Origin of the sequence: Sedimentitalea nanhaiensis DSM 24252 (assembly GCF_000473225.1) — a bacterium.
Classification (GTDB): Bacteria; Pseudomonadota; Alphaproteobacteria; order Rhodobacterales; family Rhodobacteraceae; genus Sedimentitalea; species Sedimentitalea nanhaiensis.
Genome location: NZ_KI421509.1, coordinates 1373166 through 1393930, shown reverse-complemented (window position 1 = coordinate 1393930; position 20765 = coordinate 1373166). Strand labels below are relative to the sequence as shown.

General features: G+C 62.9%; 24 protein-coding genes, 1 tRNA gene and 2 pseudogenes. 11 read left to right on the top strand and 16 right to left on the bottom strand.

Annotated features, from left to right (window positions below):
• Window positions 1-1215 (bottom strand): MFS transporter, encoded by a 1215-nt coding sequence (locus NANH_RS0108555; RefSeq protein ID WP_027261656.1) that lies wholly within the window; start codon window positions 1213-1215, stop codon window positions 1-3.
• Window positions 1216-1289: 74 nt separating this feature from the next.
• Between NANH_RS0108555 and NANH_RS0108550 the strand changes: the two genes are divergently transcribed.
• A complete protein-coding gene (locus tag NANH_RS0108550) occupies window positions 1290-2045 on the top strand; it encodes a cobalt-precorrin-6A reductase (RefSeq protein ID WP_027261655.1) in 756 nt (251 codons plus the stop codon).
• A 7-nt stretch (window positions 2046-2052) separates the two neighbouring features.
• The gene (locus NANH_RS0108545; protein ID WP_027261654.1) at window positions 2053-2688 is read left to right on the top strand and encodes a DNA-3-methyladenine glycosylase family protein; all 636 of its coding nucleotides are present in this window, start codon (window positions 2053-2055) and stop codon (window positions 2686-2688) included.
• Window positions 2689-2701: 13 nt separating this feature from the next.
• Here the strand turns inward: NANH_RS0108545 and NANH_RS0108540 are convergent, their stop codons facing one another.
• Both NANH_RS0108540 and NANH_RS27380 read right to left on the bottom strand, forming a co-directional pair.
• The gene (locus tag NANH_RS0108540; protein ID WP_036049589.1) at window positions 2702-3598 is read right to left on the bottom strand and encodes a DUF2950 family protein; all 897 of its coding nucleotides are present in this window, start codon (window positions 3596-3598) and stop codon (window positions 2702-2704) included.
• 4 nt (window positions 3599-3602) lie between these two features.
• On the bottom strand, window positions 3603-4877 hold the full coding sequence (locus NANH_RS27380; RefSeq protein ID WP_051372308.1) for a DUF3300 domain-containing protein: 1275 nt from the start codon (window positions 4875-4877) through the stop codon (window positions 3603-3605).
• 190 nt (window positions 4878-5067) lie between these two features.
• Between NANH_RS27380 and NANH_RS0108530 the strand changes: the two genes are divergently transcribed.
• Complete coding sequence (locus NANH_RS0108530) at window positions 5068-5733, top strand: alpha/beta hydrolase (protein WP_027261652.1); 666 nt, start codon at window positions 5068-5070, stop codon at window positions 5731-5733.
• 13 nt (window positions 5734-5746) lie between these two features.
• Window positions 5747-6046 carry a putative quinol monooxygenase gene (locus NANH_RS0108525; protein ID WP_027261651.1) on the top strand — a complete coding sequence of 100 codons (300 nt, stop codon included), beginning with the start codon at window positions 5747-5749 and terminating at the stop codon, window positions 6044-6046.
• 5 nt (window positions 6047-6051) lie between these two features.
• Here the strand turns inward: NANH_RS0108525 and NANH_RS0108520 are convergent, their stop codons facing one another.
• A complete protein-coding gene (locus NANH_RS0108520) occupies window positions 6052-6483 on the bottom strand; it encodes a VOC family protein (protein WP_051372306.1) in 432 nt (143 codons plus the stop codon).
• A gap of 20 nt (window positions 6484-6503) precedes the next feature.
• Window positions 6504-7061 carry a pseudouridine synthase gene (locus NANH_RS25805; protein WP_036050620.1) on the bottom strand — a complete coding sequence of 186 codons (558 nt, stop codon included), beginning with the start codon at window positions 7059-7061 and terminating at the stop codon, window positions 6504-6506.
• Between the two features lie 221 nt (window positions 7062-7282).
• Here NANH_RS25805 and NANH_RS0108510 point away from each other — a divergent pair, with 221 nt between their 5' ends.
• Entirely contained in the window at window positions 7283-7867 is a 585-nt protein-coding gene (locus NANH_RS0108510) for an HNH endonuclease (protein WP_027261649.1), read from the top strand.
• A 237-nt stretch (window positions 7868-8104) separates the two neighbouring features.
• Here the strand turns inward: NANH_RS0108510 and NANH_RS0108505 are convergent, their stop codons facing one another.
• Window positions 8105-9010, bottom strand: a complete 906-nt coding sequence (locus NANH_RS0108505; RefSeq protein WP_161631366.1) for a LysR family transcriptional regulator — start codon at window positions 9008-9010, stop codon at window positions 8105-8107.
• A 77-nt stretch (window positions 9011-9087) separates the two neighbouring features.
• Here NANH_RS0108505 and NANH_RS0108500 point away from each other — a divergent pair, with 77 nt between their 5' ends.
• The 3 genes from NANH_RS0108500 (at window position 9088) to NANH_RS0108490 (ending at window position 10393) form a co-directional block, all read left to right on the top strand.
• Complete coding sequence (locus tag NANH_RS0108500; RefSeq protein ID WP_027261647.1) at window positions 9088-9318, top strand: hypothetical protein; 231 nt, start codon at window positions 9088-9090, stop codon at window positions 9316-9318.
• Between the two features lie 52 nt (window positions 9319-9370).
• Window positions 9371-9568: a hypothetical protein gene (locus NANH_RS0108495; RefSeq protein ID WP_027261646.1), complete on the top strand. Its 198-nt coding sequence runs from the start codon at window positions 9371-9373 to the stop codon at window positions 9566-9568.
• 93 nt (window positions 9569-9661) lie between these two features.
• Window positions 9662-10393 (top strand): class I SAM-dependent methyltransferase, encoded by a 732-nt coding sequence (locus tag NANH_RS0108490; RefSeq protein WP_027261645.1) that lies wholly within the window; start codon window positions 9662-9664, stop codon window positions 10391-10393.
• Window positions 10394-10453: 60 nt separating this feature from the next.
• On the opposite strand, the pseudogene NANH_RS25800 reads toward NANH_RS0108490, so the two are convergent.
• Window positions 10454-11224, bottom strand: a pseudogene (locus tag NANH_RS25800) (D-alanyl-D-alanine carboxypeptidase family protein); the annotation flags it as partial.
• A 144-nt stretch (window positions 11225-11368) separates the two neighbouring features.
• A complete protein-coding gene (locus NANH_RS25795) occupies window positions 11369-12526 on the bottom strand; it encodes a transglycosylase domain-containing protein (RefSeq protein WP_051372303.1) in 1158 nt (385 codons plus the stop codon).
• A gap of 183 nt (window positions 12527-12709) precedes the next feature.
• Here NANH_RS25795 and NANH_RS29265 point away from each other — a divergent pair.
• Window positions 12710-12831 (top strand): annotated as a pseudogene (locus NANH_RS29265) (HNH endonuclease); the annotation flags it as partial.
• Between the two features lie 219 nt (window positions 12832-13050).
• On the opposite strand, the gene NANH_RS0108475 reads toward NANH_RS29265, so the two are convergent.
• The 4 genes from NANH_RS0108475 to rocF all read right to left on the bottom strand — a co-directional run bounded on the left by NANH_RS0108475 (window position 13051) and on the right by rocF (window position 16769).
• Window positions 13051-13689: a ZinT family metal-binding protein gene (locus NANH_RS0108475; protein ID WP_211237082.1), complete on the bottom strand. Its 639-nt coding sequence runs from the start codon at window positions 13687-13689 to the stop codon at window positions 13051-13053.
• 184 nt (window positions 13690-13873) lie between these two features.
• Window positions 13874-14920, bottom strand: a complete 1047-nt coding sequence (locus NANH_RS0108470; protein ID WP_027261643.1) for an ornithine cyclodeaminase — start codon at window positions 14918-14920, stop codon at window positions 13874-13876.
• A gap of 11 nt (window positions 14921-14931) precedes the next feature.
• Window positions 14932-15846 (bottom strand): citrulline utilization hydrolase CtlX, encoded by a 915-nt coding sequence (gene ctlX, locus NANH_RS0108465; protein WP_036049586.1) that lies wholly within the window; start codon window positions 15844-15846, stop codon window positions 14932-14934.
• Between the two features lie 8 nt (window positions 15847-15854).
• The gene (rocF, locus tag NANH_RS0108460; RefSeq protein ID WP_027261641.1) at window positions 15855-16769 is read right to left on the bottom strand and encodes an arginase; all 915 of its coding nucleotides are present in this window, start codon (window positions 16767-16769) and stop codon (window positions 15855-15857) included.
• 108 nt (window positions 16770-16877) lie between these two features.
• Between rocF and NANH_RS0108455 the strand changes: the two genes are divergently transcribed.
• Complete coding sequence (locus tag NANH_RS0108455; RefSeq protein ID WP_027261640.1) at window positions 16878-17303, top strand: Lrp/AsnC family transcriptional regulator; 426 nt, start codon at window positions 16878-16880, stop codon at window positions 17301-17303.
• Window positions 17304-17313: 10 nt separating this feature from the next.
• Here NANH_RS0108455 and NANH_RS0108450 read toward each other — a convergent pair whose 3' ends face one another.
• The gene (locus tag NANH_RS0108450; protein ID WP_027261639.1) at window positions 17314-17775 is read right to left on the bottom strand and encodes a disulfide bond formation protein B; all 462 of its coding nucleotides are present in this window, start codon (window positions 17773-17775) and stop codon (window positions 17314-17316) included.
• On the bottom strand, window positions 17772-18350 hold the full coding sequence (locus NANH_RS0108445; RefSeq protein ID WP_027261638.1) for a YqaA family protein: 579 nt from the start codon (window positions 18348-18350) through the stop codon (window positions 17772-17774). The genes NANH_RS0108450 and NANH_RS0108445 overlap by 4 nt, the downstream gene beginning before the upstream one ends.
• Before the next feature lie 134 nt (window positions 18351-18484).
• On the opposite strand from NANH_RS0108445, the gene NANH_RS0108440 reads away from it, so the two are divergent.
• A tRNA-Leu gene (locus NANH_RS0108440) sits at window positions 18485-18570 on the top strand.
• Window positions 18571-18940: 370 nt separating this feature from the next.
• On the opposite strand, the gene NANH_RS0108435 is transcribed toward NANH_RS0108440, so the two are convergent.
• Together NANH_RS0108435 and NANH_RS0108430 are read right to left on the bottom strand one after the other, a co-directional pair.
• Window positions 18941-20224 (bottom strand): TRAP transporter large permease, encoded by a 1284-nt coding sequence (locus NANH_RS0108435; protein ID WP_027261637.1) that lies wholly within the window; start codon window positions 20222-20224, stop codon window positions 18941-18943.
• A complete protein-coding gene (locus tag NANH_RS0108430; protein ID WP_027261636.1) occupies window positions 20217-20744 on the bottom strand; it encodes a TRAP transporter small permease in 528 nt (175 codons plus the stop codon). Before NANH_RS0108430 ends, NANH_RS0108435 begins: the two co-directional genes overlap by 8 nt.
• Window positions 20745-20765: the final 21 nt, after the last annotated feature.

The following is a 20765-nucleotide window of genomic DNA, read 5'->3' as shown; positions in this document are numbered from 1 at the left end:
TCAGATCTGGCGGGTACGCGGTTGCAGCATCAGCCACAACAGCGCGCCACCGGCCAGGACCAGGAACGGGGCCATCGCCATGTTGACGGCGCTCCAGCCTTCGACGGGGCTGCCGCCAGAGCAGTTCATCAACCCGCCCGAGGCCAGCGAGGCCACTGTGACGCCGCCAAACACCAGCAGGTCGTTCAACCCCTGCATCCGCCCGCGTTCCTGCGGTTCATGGGCCCCGGCCAGCATGGTGGTGGCCCCGATGAAGCCAAAGTTCCAGCCCAGTCCCAGCAGGATCAGCGCGATAAAGAAGTTCTCGAGCGCGACGCCCTGCAGCGCAACAGCCCCGGCTGCGGCCAGAATCAGCAGACCCAGCGCCATGATGCGTTCAACCCCGAAGCGGGCGATCAGATGGCCGGTGAAGAACGACGGCACGAACATCGCCAGGACGTGGCCGCTGACCACATCCGCAGCATTGCCCTGGGTATAGCCGCAGCCGACCACGGCCAGCGGTGTCGAGGTCATCACCAGGTTCATCAACGCATAGGAGACCATGGCGCAGATCACGGCGACCGCGATGCGCGGTGTGGTGATCAGCTCCCACCGGGTGCGGCCACGCGGGGCGTCCGCCGCGGGGGCAGCCGGAGTGGGGATGTCGATCAGAAAGAACAGCAGCGCGCCTATCAGGTTGATGACGATGATGGTGGCATAGGTCCCGAAGAACGGGATGACAAAGGCGTCGCTGGTGGCCTTGACCAATTGCGGGCCGATGATGGCCGACAGCAAGCCGCCAGCCATGACATAGGAAATCGCCTTGGGACGGAAACTGTCGGAGGCGGTGTCGGCGGCGGCAAAGCGATAAAACCCATGCGCGCTCATGTAGATGCCGGTCAGGAAACTGCCGATCAGAAAGATCGGGAACGATCCCAGGTACAGACCATAGGCCCCGACCACCGCACCGGCCGTTCCGCCCGCGGCGCCCAGCAGAAAGCCGACACGGCGGCCGTATTTCTGCATGACGGCGGAAATCGGCGTCGCCGACAGCATCGAGCCCAGCACGATCAACGAAATCGGCAGGGTGGCCAGGCAGGCGTTGCTGGCCAATGATTGTCCGGCCAGACCGCCGATGGTGAAAATCATCGGCATCTGCGCGCCCAGAAAGGCCTGCGCCGCCACCAGCACCCAGACATTCCGCCAGGCGCGCTTATCGTCGATCTGATCTGTCATGGGCATTTCGTACGCCTGGAATGCAGGATGCACAAGCACCTTGCGCCGGGTCCGCGCAGGCGTAGTCTGCGCCTATGACAGGACAATTCCAGACACTGCGGCATTTGTTGCTGTTGGCCGGATCGGGCGAGGCGCGCGAGATTGCGGCGGCATTGCCGGATCGGGCGGATTGGCGCGTGACCGCGTCGCTGCTGTTTCCGCCACGCAGTTTCGGGCCTTTGCCGGTGCCGACCCGGCTGGGGCGGTTTGGCGGCGCGGACGGGTTGGCGCAGTTCCTGACCGCAGAGCGGATTGACGCGGTGCTGGATGCCACGCATCCGTTTGCGGATCAGATCAGCCAGCGCGCCGCATCGGTCTGTGCCCGGCTTGCGGTGCCCTATGCGCAGGTATTGCGCCCGCCCTGGGTGGCCGGGCCGGGGGACAACTGGACCGAAGTGGCGGACGAGGCCGCCGTGGCGGCCCATCTGCGGCCTGCGCAGCGGGTATTCACCACCACCGGGCGGGCGACGTTGGAACGGCTGGTGTCGCGCAGCGATGCGCGGTTCATGGTGCGACAGATGGAACAGCGTATGCCGCCTGCCAATCTGCCTAACGTGCGGTACATAACCGGGGCAGGGCCGTTTTCGGTGGCGGACGAAATCCAGACCCTGCGCGATTTGCGGATCGAGGTTCTGGTGGTCAAGAACAGCGGTGGCGAACCAAGCCGGAGCAAGCTGATCGCGGCGCGCGATCTGGGGCTGCCGGTGATCCTGATCGCGCGGCCACCGCAGCCGGTGGCGCAGCGGCTGGAAACGGTTCCCGAGGCGCTGGAGTGGATAGAGAGAGTGTGAGCGACGCATGAGCATTGGACGCATCATCACCAGCGATGCCTGTGTCGCCGAGGGGGCCGGCTGGCTGGCGCAGCGGCATCCGCGTCTGGCCGATGCGCTGCAACAGACCGGGCCATTGCCGCTGCGGCTGCGCCCCGACGGGTTCGCGCAATTGCTGAGCGCCATCGTCAGTCAGCAGGTCAGCGTGGCGTCGGCCAATGCGATCTGGGCGCGGATGCAGCAGGCGCGCCTGACCGGGCCGCGCAAGATCGCGGCGGCCAGCGACGAGGAGATGCGCGCCGTTGGGTTGAGCCGCCAGAAGATCCGCTATGCCCGCGCCCTGGCGGCGGCGCGGATCGACTATGCCGCGCTGCGCGCCGCGCCCACGGATCGGGTGATCGCCACTCTGACCGAGGTGCCCGGCATCGGCGTCTGGACCGCCGAGATCTATGCCATGTTCAGCCTGGGGCGGGCGGATGTGTTTGCGCCCGGGGATCTGGCGCTGCAAGAGGCGGCCAGGCTGTTGTTCGATCTTCCCGAGCGCCCCAAGGACCGGGTTCTGCGCGGCATGGCCGAAGCGTGGTCGCCCTGGCGGTCGGTGGCGGCGCGGATCCTGTGGGCCTATTACCGGGTTGCCACCACCCGTCAGGGTATTTCAAACTAGCGTTGCCACGATACTATTGCACCGGCGACCAGGTCTCGGACGGATCGTACAGCAGCATGTCGCGCGCGATCTCGAGCGTATTTTCCCCCAGATCCGCCTGCAGGATCAGACCGTTTTCCGACACCATGAAGCTGTGAACGCCGCTGATGCCGTAATCGGCGGGCACCGCCAGCAGGGCGTGGCCGGCCAGCATGTCGTCATTCACCATATAGCTCATGGCCCCGCCCGGCGCGGCATCGGTCTGGCCGGTCAGGATGCGAAAATAGTAACCGCTGTAGGGTTCGGGCTGAAAATCCTGCTCGCCATCGCTGAACCCGTCGGCCGAAGCCCGGGCAAGCCGTTCGCCCAGCGGGCTGTCGGGGCCGGGCCAGTACAGACCGTCCCTGGTCCCCGGCGTCGCGATGATCTGGCGGGCGAATTCCATGATGCCGTCGTCATCGTAATCGGTCAGGCGAAACGCGGCCTGAACGTCGCCATAGGCGTCCACCAGATCAATGACCTCAAGTTCGTTGCCGCCGATTTCACGGTTCAGCACCTCGTCGTACCCGGCAGCGGCGTCAAAGGCCCAGCTGTCGCCGGTCCTGGCCAGCGGAACCGGGAATGGCCAGGCGTCAGCCCCAAAGGCAAGCACGATCGAACCGTCTTGCTGGGGTTCGAACCGATACCCCTCCTGGTACATGTTGAGCAGTGCAATGCGGTTCTTCTTGTCCTGGCCGGGGTCGCCGGTCGAGATCAGTTCCTGGTTCTCGGGTCCGAATACGGTCAGCACCGCTTCGGGGCCACCGCCGTCCAGAGCGGCAACAAATGCCATCAGCGCCTCATAGGGCGATACGTATCTGGCGGGTTCGGCAGCCAATGCGCCCGCGGTCAGGCAGGACAGGGCGAGGCCGGCAACGAATGATGTCTTCATGATCTTATCTCCGCCCTCTGTGGCCGCCGCCGGCTTTGCCGCGATGTGATGAAGCGCGCGCCTGTCGCGCCGGAGCCTTTTTCGTCATGGCACTTGGCCGGTGCGCCGGTGCCGCTTTCCTTGCAACCTGCTTGTGGGCTGCCGGTTTCTTGACTGCGGGCCGGTTGACGGCCGGTTTCTTGGCCGCGGGCCGCGTTTTGGCGATTGCATCCTTTTTGGTGCCCGTCGGACGTGCGGATGGCCGATCCACCTTGGGCAGTTTGTTCGCACCGCCAGGACGGCTGATGTCGGCCGCACCGGATTTCTTGGACAGGTTGGCGCGCATTGCATCGCCTCGGGTGTCGCCCTTGTTGACCGGCAATGTTGTTGCGCCGTCGGGGCCGCGCTTGTTCGCGATCTTGTCCTTGGCGTCCTGGCGGCGTTTGTCATCGGGTTTCCAGCCGATGCCGTCGCCGTCGCCGATATTCACCTTGTTGCCGATGTTGATATTGCCATCGACATCCAGATCGATGTTCGGGTTGCGAACGATCGGGTTACCGCCCCAGCCGCCGCAATTGTGACAGCCCCAGTAGTTGTTCCAGGGATCGTCATTGTCAAAGATCGCATCCATCACGGCGTAGGTGCCAAACGCGATTGCACCGGCCATCACTGCGTCACCGACCGTATTGCTGTCCTGATAGACGACCTGCGGATCGTATTGCGGCACATAGACCACTTCGGGGTCGGTGGGCTGAATAATCACCTCGTTGGTGTTGCTGACCTCAACGGTCTGGGCATCGCCACTGGTCAGGGCGCCTGAATCGATTGCCTGTTGGCGCATGACCTGAACCGCGTTCATCACGTCATCGCTTTGGGCGACCATGGCGTCGCCCATGGTTTCGGTCCATTCCACATGATCGGCCATATCGGCAATCACTTCGGGAAAGGCCGTGGCAAGAACCTCGACGCTGGCGTCATAGCCTTCGGCCTTGATGCTGTCCTGCAACGCGTTGGCTTCGGTGTCCGCGTTGGCATCCAGCAGCCGGTCGGCCTTGACCACATCGAGCGGATAGGTCGAGGCGACCAGGATCTGGATCAGAAGCGTGTCGGGATACAGCGCGACCGGCGCGACCAGGGTTTCCAGTTCGGCCTCGGTCAGCAGGGCATCGTCTGCGCCGGTCTGCGCGGCTGTGGGATCGGCCCCCGGTTCACCGCCTGCCGGTGTATCGGACTGCGCCACGGCCATCGGCGCAGCGGCCAGGCAGATGGCGGTGACAAGGTGTTTGAATGTCTGAGGCACGGCGGTTTCTCCCGGGTGGCTGCATCTCAGACGATAGTCGTTTATCCAGTCATATCAATTCATTTCCTTGTGCTTCGATTTTGCCAAGATCCGTCACCGCCCCGCTGTCGGCGATGGAGTTCCCGGGTCGTCTTGTGTCCGGCGGGGGCGCGTGTCAGGAATTGGCGGGCATAACAAAGCGGAGAACGGCATGACGAGGGTTTTGAACGCGGGTCGCAAGGAGCCGATATCGGGCACGACACGGTCGGTTGTGGTGTTTCTGCATGGGTATGGCGCAAATGGTGCCGACTTGCTGGGGCTTGCCGACCCTCTGGGAGAGCATCTGCCGGATACGCTGTTTGTGGCCCCGGATGCCCCCGAAAGCCTTCCGGGCATGCCGAACGGGTATCAGTGGTTTCCGATTCCCTGGCTGGACGGCTCCAGCGAAGAAGAGGCGATGCGGGGCATGGCGGCGGCGGTCGATGACCTGAACGCCTTTCTGGATGCGCTGATGGTGGACGAGGATGTGCTGCCGGAGCAGGTGGTGTTGTTCGGCTTTTCGCAGGGCACGATGATGGCGTTGTATGTCGCGCCCCGGCGCGAGGACGCGGTGGCCGGGATCGTCGCCTTTTCCGGGCGTCTGCTGTCACCCGAGACGCTGGAGGACGAAGTCGTTGTGCGCCCGCCGGTGCTGTTGGTCCATGGCGATGCGGATGACATGGTGCCGCCGCAATCGCTGCAGGAAGCCGCCGAGGCGTTGCAGTCGGCAGGGTGGAAAGACGTTTTTGCACATGTGATGAAGGGCACCGGCCATGGCATCGCGCCGGATGGGCTGAGTGTGGCGCTGGCGTTCATGCGCGACAAGCTGGGATTGTGAGAGAGGGCTGCACATGCTGATCGTGACCGGAATTGTCGAAGTCAACCCGGACAACCTCGGGCCGGCCCGGGCGGCGGCCATCAAGATGATGGAGGAAACCCGCAAGGAGGCGGGATGCCAGGTTTACGAATTCTCGCAGCTGGTGGAGGCGCCGCATCGCTTTCGCGTCTATGAGGAATGGGACGATGCGGCGGCGTTGCAGGCGCATGGGCAAACGGCGCATATGGCGGCGTTTCGCGAGGCGCTGGAGGATATCGGCGTGATCTCGCGCGCAATCGAGGCCATCGAGTCGGGCGCCCGCAAGCCGTTGTAAACGCTTTAGTCCCAGAGGTGGGGTTCGGCGAACTCGACCGAATTGCCCGCAGGGTCGCGCACATACAGGGAATGCGCGCCGTTGGGCCAGTTGAATTCGGCATCCACGGCGGTGCCTGCGGCGATCAGACGGGCGCGCATGGCGGCGATGCGGTCGCGCGGCATGGCAAAGCAGACATGGCCCGGACCGCGTGCGCCATGCGGCGGAACCGGCAGGCGCGGATTGCGCGCGGGCTGGCCCGTGGCGTCGGGGTTGAACACCAGCAACACGCCGGTGCCGAGACGAAAGAACACATGCCGCCCCTCGACGGTCTGAAACGCCTCAAGACCGAGCAGGTCGCCGTAAAAGGCCGTGGCGGCGCGCAGGTTGTCGACATAGAGCGCGGTTTCAAGAATCGCGCCGGGCGCAGGTGCGGGGGGCAGGGTGGTGTCCGTCATGGGCCCATCCTAGCAGCCGGTCAGCCCGGTGTCAGCGTTTGCCAGTCGCCGGGGGCCAGACCGTCGAGGCTCCAGTCGCCGATGCTGTGACGGATCAGGCGCAGGGTGGGGTGGCCGACGGCGGCGGTCATGCGGCGCACCTGGCGGTTGCGGCCTTCGCGGATGGTCAGTTCGATCCAGCAATCGGGTACCGATTTGCGCAGCCGGATCGGTGGATCGCGCGGCCACAGATCTGCGGGTTGTTCCATGCGCCGCGCCCGGGCCGGGCGGGTGCGCCCGTCCCTGAGGGTCACGCCGTCGCGCAGGGCAGCCAGGGCGTCATCGCCGGGAAGGCCTTCGACCTGGACCCAATAGGTTTTTGCCAGCTTGTGTTTCGGATCGGAGATGCGCGCCTGAAGGCGGCCATCGTCGGTCAGCAGCATCAGCCCCTCGCTGTCGCGGTCCAGCCGCCCCGCCGGGTAAACCCCGGACATGTCGATGAAATCGGACAGGGTGCGGCGGGGGCTTTGGGTCGTGCCCCGGTCGGTGAACTGGGACAGAACGTCAAAGGGTTTGTTGAATCGGATCAGGCGGGTCATGCCGCCGCCATAGCGCGCGACAGCAACCCGGCGCAAGCCTGTGGACCTCTGTCATGCCCCTGTTACCGCGCAGGTGCAGAATGGCGATGAAACAAGGCGACATATTGTGGAACATCAAGGCTTGCCAGCGACCAACCACGATATATAGTTGTTTACATGCTGGGGCGGGTTCCCCGCTCTGGTGCCGAAAACAGGCAGGCAGGGCGAGGACGGAGTCACCCATGATTGCAGAGTTCAGGACAGAGTTCGTCAGAGAACCCGGTGCATTGCGCCAGAACCCGGCATTGGTCCTGAATGCCGACTACCGCCCCTTGTCCTATTACCCGCTCAGTCTGTGGAGCTGGCAGGATGCGATCAAGGCCGCCTGGCTGGACCGGGTGGATATCGTCGCGGAATATGACGATGTGGTGCGCAGTCCCAGTACCGAGATCCGAATACCTTCGGTGGTGGTGCTGAAGGACTATGTGAAACCTCAAAAGCGCGTGGCCTTCACGCGCTTTAATTTATTTCTGCGCGACGAATTCCGCTGTCAGTATTGCGGAGACCGGGGTGATCTGACCTTTGATCATGTGGTGCCGCGTGCCAGCGGGGGCGTGACCAGCTGGCAGAATGTGGTGGCGGCCTGTTCGCCCTGCAATCTGAAAAAGGGCTCCAAGCCGCTGCACCGCACGGGGATGAATCTGCGCAAACCGCCACGCCAGCCGGGGGCCGAAGAGCTGCGCAACATGGGGCGCAGATTTCCGCCCAACCACCTGCACGAAAGCTGGATGGATTTCCTGTATTGGGACGCCGAACTGGAGGCGTGAGCGCGATCGCCCATGGCGGTCGGGGGCTGGACCAAGGGCGGCGGTGCCCATTTTCGATCCAGAGCGGCGCTTCGGACAATATGCAGCGATCTCGCGCTCCCAGGCCAGATCTGACCCATTGTCCTTGGCGAGAACTTGAAATAACGGATTTTCGCGGCACAGGTAGTGAACTGGCAAGTTGCCGGACAGAGCGGTCGTTCGGGGCACAATTCACTATTCCGGTTTCACGGGAAGCCTCTACCTGAAAATGGCGGCATAGCGGGGCGCGAAGAACTTCGCAAAGGCCTTTACTTCGGGGCGCCGATACGCTTCTGGTGCGATCAGCATCAAGTGCTCCGAGTTCATTTCCTCCAGCGGCGCAAAGCATTGGATGAGCGTGTCATCGCTTTCTGCAAGTTTCACGTTCATGATGCCAAGACCATGACCCGACCGGATTGCGGCATGCATCAAATCTATCTCGGAATAGGTTTGCCTGATTTGATCGGCTTTCGCATAGCGGATCAGCCAATCGTGATAGGCTGACGCCACACCTTCACGCAGGAAGCTGACAAACGTATGGTTGAACAGGTCTTCGACCGAGGACGGCAACCCGTGTTTTTCGGCGTAGGAACGGGATCCGAACAGCGCGTAACGCGCGGTGCTGATCTTGCGGCAGATCAGGTCTGGATGGGGGGGGCTTCTTGTCACGCGCAATGCTACATCCGCTTCGCCAGCCGACAGATCCAGGACTTCGACGCTGGGCAGGAATTCGAAGCTGACATCGGGGCGGAGTAAAGAGAATTCGCTGAAGATCGTTGCGACCCGGGGCGAGAAGTTGCCGGAATAGGCCGTGATCCGGATCGGCCTGGTGCTGCGCAGCGTTTCAACCGTCTGGGCCAGGCAGGTCGCCGCCGCTTCGATTTCTTCCGCGTTCTGCAGGATCGCCCGTGCTGTTTCGGTCGGCCGGAAGCCGCGCGTGTCCCGCTCGAACAGGGTCACGCCAAGCTCATGCTCAAGCGCTTCGATGCGGCGCGCAACGGTTGGCTGGGCCATGCCGAGCTGGCGCGAGGCAGCCAAGGTAGACCCCGAGCGCACAACGGCAAGAAAGACCCCGACTTCTGTCCAGCTCCGGAATTCGTTCTTCATTTTTGTAGAATAGCACATCGCCGCGGCCAATACCGGGAAAATCGCGCAGCCGCTACAGTGGGGGCACCTTCGCAGCAACAGAAAAGGCCCGAGAGATGAACGCATTCATGACCAGCGCCTGCACAGTCCCGCCGCTTCAAAAGGCTCTTGGCTTTATCCAGCGTGTATTCAACTTCGCCCCGCGCCCCTGCCCTGAGGAACCGCAGCCCGATGACGCCCGGGCCCGTCGGGAATTCATCTGGGAGGTTCTTTCCCGCAACCCGGACGCCTTCTCCAGCGACGCCGACGTCCAAAGTATGATGAGTATGTATCCCGGCAGGTTCTGACCGGTTCGGGGCCGACCTTGAGCGCTAATCCCCGTCCGCTGCAGACCGTCGAATGGCCGCTATCGCGCCGATCCGCAATGCCCAGCCGCCTTTGCCTTGCAAAGTCAGGAAACTGCGGGTCGCTGCCACCCGTGCCGAACGCAGCATCCAGACCGATATAGCCTGCATGGTTGAGAAGGACATCCACATTGTCGCCCGGTTGGCCGGTATCCCCTTGGCGGGATGCCGGGATGCCGATCACGCGAACTGACCACGCCGATTGCCAGCCTCGGCCTCGCCCTTTCGGACGAGGTTGCCAGGCGTGAAAAACGTGCCTCGTCCTCCCTCTTTTCTGGAGATGAACATGGCACAGAATATCTACGATAATCCCGATTTTTTCGCCGGCTACAGCCAGCTTCCCCGTCAGGTCGACGGGTTGGACGGTGCGCCGGAATGGTCGGCAATTCAGGCACTGTTGCCCGGACTGTCGGGCAAGCGCGTGGCGGACCTGGGCTGTGGCTTCGGCTGGGCGTCCCGCTGGTTCCGCAGTCAGAGGGCCGCTTCAGTTCTGGGGTTTGACCTGTCTCAGAACATGATCGAACGTGCGAGGGCCGACACCGAGGATCCCGCAATCGAATACCGGATTGCCGACCTGGAAACGCTTGAATTGCCCGAGGCGGCGTTCGATCTGGTCTACAGCGCTTTGACCTTCCACTACGTGCAGGATTTTGGGCGGCTGATCCGCATGATCCACCGCGCGCTGACGCCCGGCGGCGATCTGGTCTTCACCATCGAACACCCGATCTTCATGGCCGCCGCCCACCCGCATTGGACGCTGGACGAAGATGGCCGCAAGACATGGCCGGTCAACGGCTATTCTATTGAGGGTGAGCGCCGCACCGACTGGTTCGCCAAGGGAGTGCTGAAGCACCACCGGACGCTGGCCACCACGCTCAACGCCCTGATCGGTGCGGACTTCGCCTTGCGCCGGATCGAGGAGTTTGCACCTACGCCGGACCAAATCGCGGCGATGCCGGGGCTGGCCGAAGAGATGGAGCGCCCAATGATGTTGATGGTTTCGGCGTTCAGGAGATAACCGCGTTCGCCGCCCAGCCTTTTGGGTCAGAGCGGCGAACTTCACATGTCTTGAACGGGCTCACTGCCGCCCAATGCCAATGCGGCGTGATCGAGGTTGAGGGCGGATTGGAACCCGCCGTTCGCCACGCAGGCTTTGTACCTGAGACTCTGCGGCTTCAGTCGATGCGCTGGCATTGGCGCTTCCATAGCCAGCGTCCGGGCAAAACGCCGCGAAAGCGGGCGCAGAGCCCAAATCGAAAAATTTTGCGCCCATCACAACGCCAACGATACACCGGTTTTCCAGTTTGGCAGAGGTCACGAGATCAAACCCTGACCAGTTGGTATGGCCGGTCTTTATCCCATCCACTCCGGCATAGCTGGACAGGAGCCGGTAATGCCCGTAGCGGGAGCGGCCACGAAACTTCATCGCGCGCCGCCTGAACAGCCTGTACTCATCAGGAAAGTCTCGCATGAGTGCGATACCCAGGAGAGCCATTTCACGGGCTGTTGTGAGCTGCTGCCTGTCGGGCAGGCCGGATGCGTTCCTGAAGACGGTTCTGCGCATTCCGAGATCATGTGCGCGCGCCGTCATTATCCGTGCAAAAGCCTTCTCAGATCCCGCGAGCTCCTCGGCAACAACCACTGCCGCGTCATTGCCGGAAACCACAATCATTCCAGGAACGGCTTCCCGGACAGTGATTTTTTCACCGGGGCGGATACCCAATTTTGTCGGAACCCGATTGGCCGCATGGCGGGAGACAGGAAGCTGCTGTACCCATTGCAAGCGGCCAGTCTGAAGGGCTTCGAAGGTCAGGTAGAGCGTCATCATTTTCGTCAGGGATGCGGGATGATTGAGAGAGTCCGCGCTGCTTTAAGTCAGGATCTGCCCGGTTCGCGCGTCCATCATGAAATCTGCGTCTCCGGCCTCAACCCGGTTCACTGCGGTGAATATGATTAGTATACTCAAAGCGTAGCATACCAATGCCCTCATGGTTCATTCCCTCCCTTGCCCGGTACTGATCCTTATGGCGGCGCATATGGTCACTTCTCTATTTCCCAGCAGCAGCAAGACCCTCAGTAGAGCCCTTGCCACTTGTGTCCCCCCTGTCCCGGAATTTTCCCGCACAGCCAGAAACGTAGGCGACCTTGGAAGCGGAGCTCCCGGCATATCAGCCTGAATCCTGATCATAGTTTCCCGCCAGATTTCCGTGGGAAGCCCGCTGCCTGTAACTCCGTGCAGGGGACGGTTGTCGTCATGTCCCATCCAGACGCCAACGACATAATCCGCACTGAATCCAATGAACCAAGCGTCACGGTGCGACTGCGTCGTTCCGGTTTTGCCAGCAAGCTCCAGCCCCGGGATCCTGGCCCGCCTGCCGGAACCGGCCTCAACGGCCCTGTGCAGCATGTAGTTCAGCTGCGCTGCGGCCTTTTCGGAAATCACCCGCTCTTGAATGCCGCTATGATGAGTGATCAGGGGCTCGGTTTCGCCCAGCAGCCGCAATTCCGACACGCCATAGGGAACGACCTGGCTGCCTTTGTTCTGAAATCCTGCATAGGCGCTGCTCATTTCCAGAAGCGACGCCTCGGAAACTCCCAGCACCAGTGCCGGACCGCTCGCCAGACCGCTCCTGATACCGAAACCCTCGGCGACCGAACGGACAGCATCAAGGCCGATCTCCTGGGACAGTTTGACAACCGGGATATTCAGTGACCGGCTGAGTGCATCGAGCAGCGTGACCGCGCCGTAATTGCGGCGGGTGAAGTTGCGCGGAGACCAGGCCGGCGCTCCCGGCGCCCGAATAGTGACAGGTTCATCAACGATGACCTCCAGCGGGCTGCGGCCCAGGTCCAGCGCGGCGGCATAAACAAAGGGCTTAAAGGCAGATCCGGTCTGCCGCTTGGCATGAACGGCGCGGTTGAACTGACCCTCAACGTCTCTGAACTGGCGTCCGCCAACAATGGCACGGATGGCCCCGTCCGCCGAAATAACCACAATGGCGGCTTGAACCTTGGATTCGGGGTCGATCCGGTTTTCGTATACCCAAGCAAGGGCATCTTCCGCGCTTTTCTGGATGCGCGGATCGAAGGTCGTCCGGGTGAACACGTCCTCTGTCGTTTTCCGGGTCAGGAATTCAGGCTCGCTCTCCATCACTCAGTCAGCGAAATACTCGCCTCGAATTCGCTCAGCCGTTTCCGAAAGAACTGCAGGCTCTGTTCGCGCCAATTCCGCTTCGCCTCGTGTCAGATAACCCTGTTCCTCCATCAGGCCCACGACGACGGCGACCCGGTCCTGGCTGCGTTTCAAATCTGCGGTCGGCGCGAAGTACGATGGCGCAAACCGCCACGCCAGCCGGGGCCGAAGAGCTGCGCAACATGGGGCGCAGATTTCCGCCCAACCAGCTGCACGACAGCTGGATGGATTTCCTGTATTGGGATGCGGAACTGGAGGCGTGAGCGCCGCGCGGGCCAAAGATGAACGGATGGTAAACCCGGCGTTGGCTCCGGCGGCGCGAAACGTGACGCAGGCCCAGGTTAACAAGGAGGATGCGGCCAAAACCGCCATATGGCTGCCGTACAGACCCTGTACATACCGCGTATATACGCAGGATCTCCCCGCGCCGGATTAACAGGGCGCGCGCCCCTGTCGAGTCAACCACCGGCGCGGGTGCCGCGTCAATGCGCGAGCATGTCGGCGGCGATTTCCTCGCCGGTCATGCCGGAGGGGAAATATGTGGGCCAGTTGGTCAGTTCGGCCAGCACCTCAGCGCGGTCCTCGCCCCAGTAGAGGTGGTAGTGTCCGACGCTTTCGGGCGCGATATGATGGTCGCTGAACTGAATATACTGCGGGGCTTCAGCGTCCCCGGCGGCTTTCCTGTAGATATAGCGGACCCCCCGGTTGCCCTTTTTATAGGTCAGGATCTCGTAGCCGTCGCTTGCGTAGGTCGCCTGCGCCTGCGCGTCGCCCCGGTCGAAGGTCACGCTATCGCCCTGGATCACGATGCGGTCGACATCGGTCTGATAGCCGGTTTCGTAATAGGCGCGGTACTGCTCGGCGGTTTTGTCGCCATGCTCGGCCTTGTGCGCCATGACCGGGTCCAGTGCGCCGTCCCTAAGATGGGGGTAGACCGATTGCCAGTCACCCTGCCAATCGGCGAGCGTGCGCTCTTTGATCTGGGCGTCGTCGAAATATCCGCGATAGATATCGTCGGTGCCGTGGTTGTGGGTCTTGTCCGAGCCGCTGTGCGCGACATGCGCCTGGGCGGCGATCGCCAGCACCGCGACTGCGGCAAGTCGGCTGAAGGTTTGGATCATCTTTGTGTGCATCATCTGGACCTTTGTAAAGGAACGGGTTTCAGAATTTATGTTATGTTATATCATAACGAATCCGGAATAGACCTGTTCCAGCCAGGTGTCAATGACGCGGCCAGGGATGGGGGAGATTGGGCGGGAGGGGCTTTTGCGAAAGAGATCCGCAAAAGCCGGAATTGGCGCGGGATCAGGACGCCGCGCGCTGGACCATGCCGAACAGGTCGCGCGGGTCGTCCGGGTCGGCCAGCAGGTCGAGCGGGTGATAGAGGCCGGTTGCGGGCAGTTGATCGCGCAGGTAGCGCAGGGCGGAAAAATCCTCGATCGCGAAGCCGACGGAATCAAACAGGGTGATCTGGCGATCCGAGGTGCGGCCCGCCGCAGCGCCCGTGATGACCTGCCACAGTTCGGTCACCGGGTGGTCGGGGGCCAGTTGCTGGATCTCGCCCTCGATGCGGGTCTGGGGCGGGAATTCCACAAAGATATCCGAACGGTGCAGGATCGCCGGCGCCAGTTCGGTCTTGCCCGGACAATCGCCGCCGATGGCGTTGATATGCACGCCTGCGCCGACCATGTTGTCGGTCAGGATGGTGGCATATTGCTTGTCCGCCGTGCAGGTGGTCAGGATCTGCGCGCCCTGGATGGCGTCTTCGGGCGTGTCGCAGGCCACCACGTTCAGCCCGTGCCCGGCCAGGTTGGCGGCGCATTTGGCGGTGGCGGCGGGATCAGTGTCATAGAGACGCACGGATTTCAGCCCGCAGATCGCCTTCATCGCCAGCGTCTGGAATTCCGATTGCGCGCCGTTGCCGATCATCGCCATCGTGTCGGCCCCTTTGGGGGCGAGGTGTTTGGCCACCATGGCGCTGGTGGCGGCGGTGCGCATCGCGGTCAGGATGGTCATTTCGCTCAGCAGCACCGGATAGCCGTTGCCGACATCGGCCAGCAGACCGAAGGCGGTGACGGTCTGCAGCCCCTCGGCGGTGTTCTTGGGATGGCCGTTGACGTATTTGAAGCCGTAGACCTCGCCGTCCGAGGTCGGCATCAGTTCAATCACGCCCTCGGCGGAGTGGCTGGCGACGCGGGGGGTCTTGTCAAACAGCTCCCAGCGTTTGAAATCGGCTTCGATATAGTCGGCCAGCCCGCGCAGCATCGGTTCGATGCCGATGTGGTGGATCAGGCGCATCATGTGATCGACGGAAACGAAGGGCACCAGCGCCTTGTCGGAAGGTTGTGTCATGGTCGTGTCTTTCAGCGTCGGGCCAGGTGCACGCCCGCGATCATGCAGCGGGCCGAGCCTCCGGCGGTTTCGATTGTGGGCAGGTCCAGCGGCAACAGGCTGGCGCTGCGGGAAATGATCTCGACCTGGTCGGGACGCAGGCAGGCGAGGGCGCGGGCCGAGAGCACCAGAACCTGGCCGTCCGTGCCGGTCAGTTCGATGGCGTTGCCCGCGAAGTTGGCGATCTGATCGCCGGTCAGTTCGATCACGGTGCGGCCCGGTTCGGCCAGCCGCGCGGCGACGGTGGCGCGGCGGGCGGCATCGGGGATCAGCGGCAGGCCGGCCAGCGCATAGGCGGTGCCGATGCCCATCAGCACGTTGGTGTGATAGACCGGAAGGCCGGTGGCATCCACGGCGTCGAACACCACGGGCTCAAAGCCGAAATGGGTGCAGAACCGCTCGAGCAGGACCGGATCTGCGCGGTTGGAGCGCGCGACATAGGCGACCCGTTCGGCATGGTCCAGCACCATGGCGCCGGTGCCTTCCAGCGCCAGACCGTCCGGTTCCAGCCCGGAATAGTCGATCACGTCCTGCACCCGGTAGTCGCGTTTCAGCAGGTCGATCACGTCCCAGCGCCGTTCGCGGCGGCGGTTCTCGGCGAACATCGGGTAGACGGCCACATGGCCGCCCGCATGGGTCGAGAACCAGTTGTTGGGGAATACCGAATCCGGCGTGTCGGTGCCCGTGTCGTCAAACACGTGCACGGTGATGCCAGCCTGGCGCATCTTGGCCACGGCGGTGTCGAATTCGGCGCGGGCGCGCTGGGCGATTTCGCCGTCCGTCAGGGGCAGGGCCGATTGAAAGGCGTTGTCGGCGCGGGTTTGCGGATTGGAGCGGAACGCGTGCGGGCGGATCATCACCACGGATGTGGGGGCTTGCAGGGTCATGCCGGATCTCAGGTCGGGCGGTCGAAGACGCGGCGGCCAAGGGCCGAGGCAGCGAGATCGACCATCACCTGGGCGGTCTTGCCCCGATCGTCCAGAAACGGGTTCAGCTCGACCAGATCGAGCGAGGACATCAGGCCGCTGTCGCAGATCATCTCCATCGCCAGGTGGCCTTCGCGGATGGTGGCACCCCCCGGCACCGTGGTGCCCACGGCGGGGGCGATCATCGGATCGAGGAAATCGACGTCCAGGCTGACATGCAGCAGCCCGTTGGCGGCGGCGACGCGATCCAGGAAGGCGGCCAGGGGTTTGGCGATGCCGGTCTCGTCGATCTCGCGCATGTCGTGACGCGAAATCGCGGTGTCCTGCAGGGCCTGACGTTCGGCGGCATCGACCGAGCGCAGCCCGATGATGCAGATGTTTTCCTGCGGGATCGGGTTGGTGATGGCCGGAAAGCCGCCAAAGCCCGCGCGCCCGGTGACATAGCCCAGCGGCGTGCCGTGCAGGTTGCCCGAGGCGGTGCTTTCGGGGGTATGAAAATCGCTGTGCGCGTCCAGCCACAGCACGAATTGCGGCCGTTCCCTGGCTGCGGCATGGTTGGCCACCCCGGCCACGCTGCCCAGCGACAGGGCGTGATCGCCGCCCAGGAAGATTGGCATGCCGCGCGCCATCGCATCTTCGGCGACGCGGATCAGGCGATGGGTCCAGGCGATGGTTTCGTTGGGGCGGTAAAGCGTGCCCTCGCCGGTGTCGGGCGTATGCGCGGCGGGCGAAAGGTTGCCCATGTCCTGCACCCGGTGGCCCAGATCGGTCAGGGCCTCGGCAAGTCCGGCGGTGCGATAGGCGTCAGGGCCCATCAGACAGCCGCGTCGCTCCTTGCCGCTGTCCACGGGGGCGCCGATCAGAATGCAGGTTTTGTGTGTCATGTCAGCCTCGCTTTGTGGGTCTGCATGCAAAGTGTCTCCGGATCGGGGCGAAGAAAAGGCTGTGAATTGATCGTTTCGCATGTATTTTTAGCGAAACGGAGGGGCGAAATGGACAAAATGGATGAACGGCTGATTGCGGCGCTGCGTCATGACGGGCGCGCATCCCTGTCGGAACTGGCGCTGGAGTTGAACCTGTCGCGCACCACCGTGCGGTCGCGGATCGAACGGTTGCAGCAGCGTGGCGTCATTCTGGGCTTTACCGTGGTGCTGAAAGAGGATTCGTTGCGCGATCCGGTGCGCGGTTTGATGATGATCGGGATCGAGGGGCGCGGCACCGAGCGGGTGATCCGGCTGTTGCATGGTCTGCCCGAGGTGCGGGCGGTGCATTCGACCAATGGCCGCTGGGATCTGATCGTGGAACTGGGGACCGAAACGCTGGAGGCGCTGGACACCGCATTGGGCAAGATCCGTCGGTTCGACGGGATCAGCACCAGCGAAACCAGCCTGCTTCTGTCGACGCGCAAGGCGACGTGATGGCGTCGGGTCAGGCGGTCCTGCGGGCGGCCAGGATCCACAGCGTGGCCAGCAGAATCGAGGCGACGGCGTTCCAGCTGGCCATAGACAGGCCCAGCATCTGCCACGGGATATCGTCGCAGCGCACCAGCGGCGCGGCCATGATCTGATCCATCAGTTCCTGCGGGGTCAACTTGCCGATCGGACCTGAGGTGCAGGTGTTCGGTCCTGGCCACCAGCCGTTTTCGACCCCGGTGTGATAGATCCCGATACCTGCGGTCGTCAGCGCGGCCCCCGCGCCCAGCAGGGGCAGAAGGCGGCCCGGGAGCGCCAGCGCCAGCGCCCCGATCAGGATGGCCGCTGCATGGGGCCAGCGTTGCCACAGGCACAGTTTGCACGGGGCCATGCCGCCCAGGTGTTGAAAGCCGTAAGCCCCCAGCAGCAGGGCCAGCGAACCGCCCGCCGCGGCGAGGATCAGGAGTTTGCGTGTCATAGGTATTTTACCAGAAAGAAGCCGCCGCCCAGCAGCAGCAGGAACAGGGTGAACACCAGCCCCAGCCGCTGTTCGATGAAATCGCGAATCGGCGCACCGAAGGCCCGCAGCAACCCCGCGACCACAAAGAACCGCAGGGAACGGGCCAGAATCGAGGTGGCGATGAAGGTGGCCAACGGCATGGCGGTCCAGCCCGACATGATGGTGATCACCTTGTAGGGGAACGGAGTGACCCCCGCCGTCAGCACCGCCCAGAAGCCGAAATCGTTGAACCGTTCGTTAAAGGCGGCCATGGCGTCGGCCTTGCCCATGGCGGCCAGAATCGGCTGGCCGATGCTTTCGAACGCGAACATGCCGATGGCATAGCCCAGCATCCCGCCCAGCACCGACGCCACCAGCGCCACGCCTGCTATCAGCCAGGCCCGCGAGGGGCGGGCCAGAATCATCGGGATCATCAGCACGTCGGGCGGGATCGGAAACACCGAGCTTTCGACAAAGGCCACCAGTGCCAGCCACCAGAGCGCATGGGGATGATCGGCCAGGGTCATGGTCCGGTCGTAAATGCGTCTGATCATCGGGGCGTCGCCTCTGGTTCCTGAACGCTCTGGCAAAACCATGGACCGCCTGTCGGGTCAACCGGACGTTAAAGGGGGGCGGATGATTTTTGGCTCTGGACCTTGCCGCGCACCGGCGCTAGATCAGGGACGAGGCCCAAGTGGCGGAATGGTAGACGCAGGGGATTCAAAATCCCCCGTCCTAACGGACGTGCCGGTTCGAGTCCGGCCTTGGGTACCACCTTGTTTTGCAGGGTTTTCCGTTGAATTTTTGATGGAGATAGAGAGGCAGGCTCATGCTGACTCTATTCCTTTAGCTTGCGCATGGTCACTATCAATGCCGCATTTGTGCCCTGCGCGACATCTGTTTGCGGTTGGGCGAATCTTGTAGGTGGTCTTGCAACCGCGTGACCCAAAAGCCCCGGCAGAGAAATCTGCCGGGGCTTTCGGTCGCTGGTGGTATTTCGGCGGATCCGAGAGATTATCGGCATTGTGCCTCGCCAAACATGGGGCGGACCGTTCCAATCACATCGCCAGCTCGTGCGCGCGCCACCGCCCGAGCGTGCCCGCGCGTGAATGTGCAGCATTGGGGGCCGGGTATGAAATCCGAGCTAGAACCCGCTGACCTGCGGCAGCCAGACGGACAGGGCCGGGATGAAGGTGATCAAAAGCAGTGCTGTCGCAAGGGCCAGGAAGAACGGCGGCATCTCCCTTATCAAGGCTGACGGTTTGAGATGAACGGTCGAGGAGACAACGAATATCAAACTGCCTACGGGTGGCGTGGTCAGGCCCAAAGTCAAGTTGACGATCACGATGATGGCAAAGTGATTGGGATCGATCCCAAGCGCGAAGCTGATCGGGGCGAGGATGGGCACCAGGATCATCACGCCCGGCAGCGGATCCATGAACAGGCCGAAGATGAGCAGGAGCAGGTTCACGCAGAGCAGGAAAACGATCGGAGACAAGTCCCATGCGATGATGGTCTCGGCAAGGAACTGCGGTATGCCTTCGATGATCAGAATCCATGCGAACGCCCGCGCTGCGCCAAGGATCAACAGCACGGCGGCTGAGGTCAGTGCCGCCCTGAGGATGATGTCGGGCAGATCCCGAAAGCGCAACGACCGATAAACGAACATCCCGACGATGAGCGCGTAGAACACGGCGATGACGGACGCTTCGGTCGGTGTAAAGACGCCAAAGCGAATGCCACCCACGATCAGCAGGATCAGCATCAGGGCCGGAACCGCGTAGAGCGCCGTGCGTGCGATTTCAGGGACAGATGGCATTGCCGCGCCCGAGGCGTAACCGCGGAGGTAACTGACGCGCGCGTTGGCGAGCAGCACCATAAAGGTGATCAGGATGCCGGGCAGGACGCCCGCCATGAAGAGCGATCCCACGGAAACGGACTGGTCCTGCATGGCGTAGATGATCATGGTGATCGAGGGCGGAATGATTGGCCCGACGACAGAACTTGCGATTGTGAGGGCCCCGGCATAGGCGCGGTCATAGCCACCGCGTTCCATCATCCTGATCATCATCGTGCCTGGGCCGGCCGCATCGGCAAGCGCGCTGCCCGAAATGCCGGCGAACATGGCGGAACTGACGACATTTGCATGGCCCAGCCCCCCTCTGAGATGACCGACAAGCGATTGGGCCAGACGCAGCATGGCCAGCGTGATCGCACCCCCGGTCATGATTTCAGCGGCCAGGATAAAGAAGGGGACCGCCAGGAGAGGGAAGCTGTCGAGGCCGGAAAACATCTCTTTTACCACGACGAGGTTGGGATAGCTCGATCCGAAGCTCAGCGCGGCAAAGACCGAGATTGCCATGGCAAAGGCGACCGGAACGCCCAGTGCCAGAAGGATAAACAGGAGTGGGAATAGAATTTCAGCCACTGGCACCCCCGGGCAACGTGTTTGGTTCGTCATCATCGGCGTCGCGGCGTCTGTAGGTGCCCGCTGCGATGAACTGGCGGGCGATGAGCGCCAGATGAGCGATCAGCAGCGTGAAGCCGACCGGCATGGCGGCATAGACATAGAGGAATGGGATGCGCAACGCGGGGGTCACCTGATACTGCATCCGCTGCGCGTACTGGATGCCAACAAGGACCATGAAACCGAAGAAGATCAGCAACCCGAGTGCGAGGACCGCGCGCATGATGGTTTGCCCGCGCGCCGGCAGCGCATCCTGAAGATTGGTGATCGCCACATGGCCGCCGTAGCGCAGTGCGAGCCCCGCGCCGCTGAAAGTCATCCAGATCATCAGATAGCGGGCCGCCTCATCCGCCCAGGGCAAGGAATGCGCGGTCACATAGCGCAAGGCAATATTGCTGCCGACGATCAGGGTCATGGCCGCCAGCATCAGGATCAGTGCCCAAGCGTTGAGCAGGACGAAAATGTCTTCCAGTCTCTTCAAGAGGCACCCTTGGTGGAAAGG

Bases quoted from the DNA above. Each gene is read 5' to 3' on its own strand.
- NANH_RS0108555 (WP_027261656.1), bottom strand. From the start codon at position 1,215: ATGACAGATCAGATCGACGATAAGCGCGCCTGGCGGAATGTCTGGGTG.
- NANH_RS0108550 (WP_027261655.1), top strand. From the start codon at position 1,290: ATGACAGGACAATTCCAGACACTGCGGCATTTGTTGCTGTTGGCCGGA.
- NANH_RS0108545 (WP_027261654.1), top strand. From the start codon at position 2,053: ATGAGCATTGGACGCATCATCACCAGCGATGCCTGTGTCGCCGAGGGG.
- NANH_RS0108540 (WP_036049589.1), bottom strand. From the start codon at position 3,598: ATGAAGACATCATTCGTTGCCGGCCTCGCCCTGTCCTGCCTGACCGCG.
- NANH_RS0108530 (WP_027261652.1), top strand. From the start codon at position 5,068: ATGACGAGGGTTTTGAACGCGGGTCGCAAGGAGCCGATATCGGGCACG.
- NANH_RS0108525 (WP_027261651.1), top strand. From the start codon at position 5,747: ATGCTGATCGTGACCGGAATTGTCGAAGTCAACCCGGACAACCTCGGG.
- NANH_RS0108520 (WP_051372306.1), bottom strand. From the start codon at position 6,483: ATGACGGACACCACCCTGCCCCCCGCACCTGCGCCCGGCGCGATTCTT.
- NANH_RS25805 (WP_036050620.1), bottom strand. From the start codon at position 7,061: ATGACCCGCCTGATCCGATTCAACAAACCCTTTGACGTTCTGTCCCAG.
- NANH_RS0108510 (WP_027261649.1), top strand. From the start codon at position 7,283: ATGATTGCAGAGTTCAGGACAGAGTTCGTCAGAGAACCCGGTGCATTG.
- NANH_RS0108505 (WP_161631366.1), bottom strand. From the start codon at position 9,010: ATGTGCTATTCTACAAAAATGAAGAACGAATTCCGGAGCTGGACAGAA.
- NANH_RS0108500 (WP_027261647.1), top strand. From the start codon at position 9,088: ATGAACGCATTCATGACCAGCGCCTGCACAGTCCCGCCGCTTCAAAAG.
- NANH_RS0108495 (WP_027261646.1), top strand. From the start codon at position 9,371: ATGGCCGCTATCGCGCCGATCCGCAATGCCCAGCCGCCTTTGCCTTGC.
- NANH_RS0108490 (WP_027261645.1), top strand. From the start codon at position 9,662: ATGGCACAGAATATCTACGATAATCCCGATTTTTTCGCCGGCTACAGC.
- NANH_RS25795 (WP_051372303.1), bottom strand. From the start codon at position 12,526: ATGGAGAGCGAGCCTGAATTCCTGACCCGGAAAACGACAGAGGACGTG.
- NANH_RS0108475 (WP_211237082.1), bottom strand. From the start codon at position 13,689: ATGATCCAAACCTTCAGCCGACTTGCCGCAGTCGCGGTGCTGGCGATC.
- NANH_RS0108470 (WP_027261643.1), bottom strand. From the start codon at position 14,920: ATGACACAACCTTCCGACAAGGCGCTGGTGCCCTTCGTTTCCGTCGAT.
- ctlX (WP_036049586.1), bottom strand. From the start codon at position 15,846: ATGACCCTGCAAGCCCCCACATCCGTGGTGATGATCCGCCCGCACGCG.
- rocF (WP_027261641.1), bottom strand. From the start codon at position 16,769: ATGACACACAAAACCTGCATTCTGATCGGCGCCCCCGTGGACAGCGGC.
- NANH_RS0108455 (WP_027261640.1), top strand. From the start codon at position 16,878: ATGGACAAAATGGATGAACGGCTGATTGCGGCGCTGCGTCATGACGGG.
- NANH_RS0108450 (WP_027261639.1), bottom strand. From the start codon at position 17,775: ATGACACGCAAACTCCTGATCCTCGCCGCGGCGGGCGGTTCGCTGGCC.
- NANH_RS0108445 (WP_027261638.1), bottom strand. From the start codon at position 18,350: ATGATCAGACGCATTTACGACCGGACCATGACCCTGGCCGATCATCCC.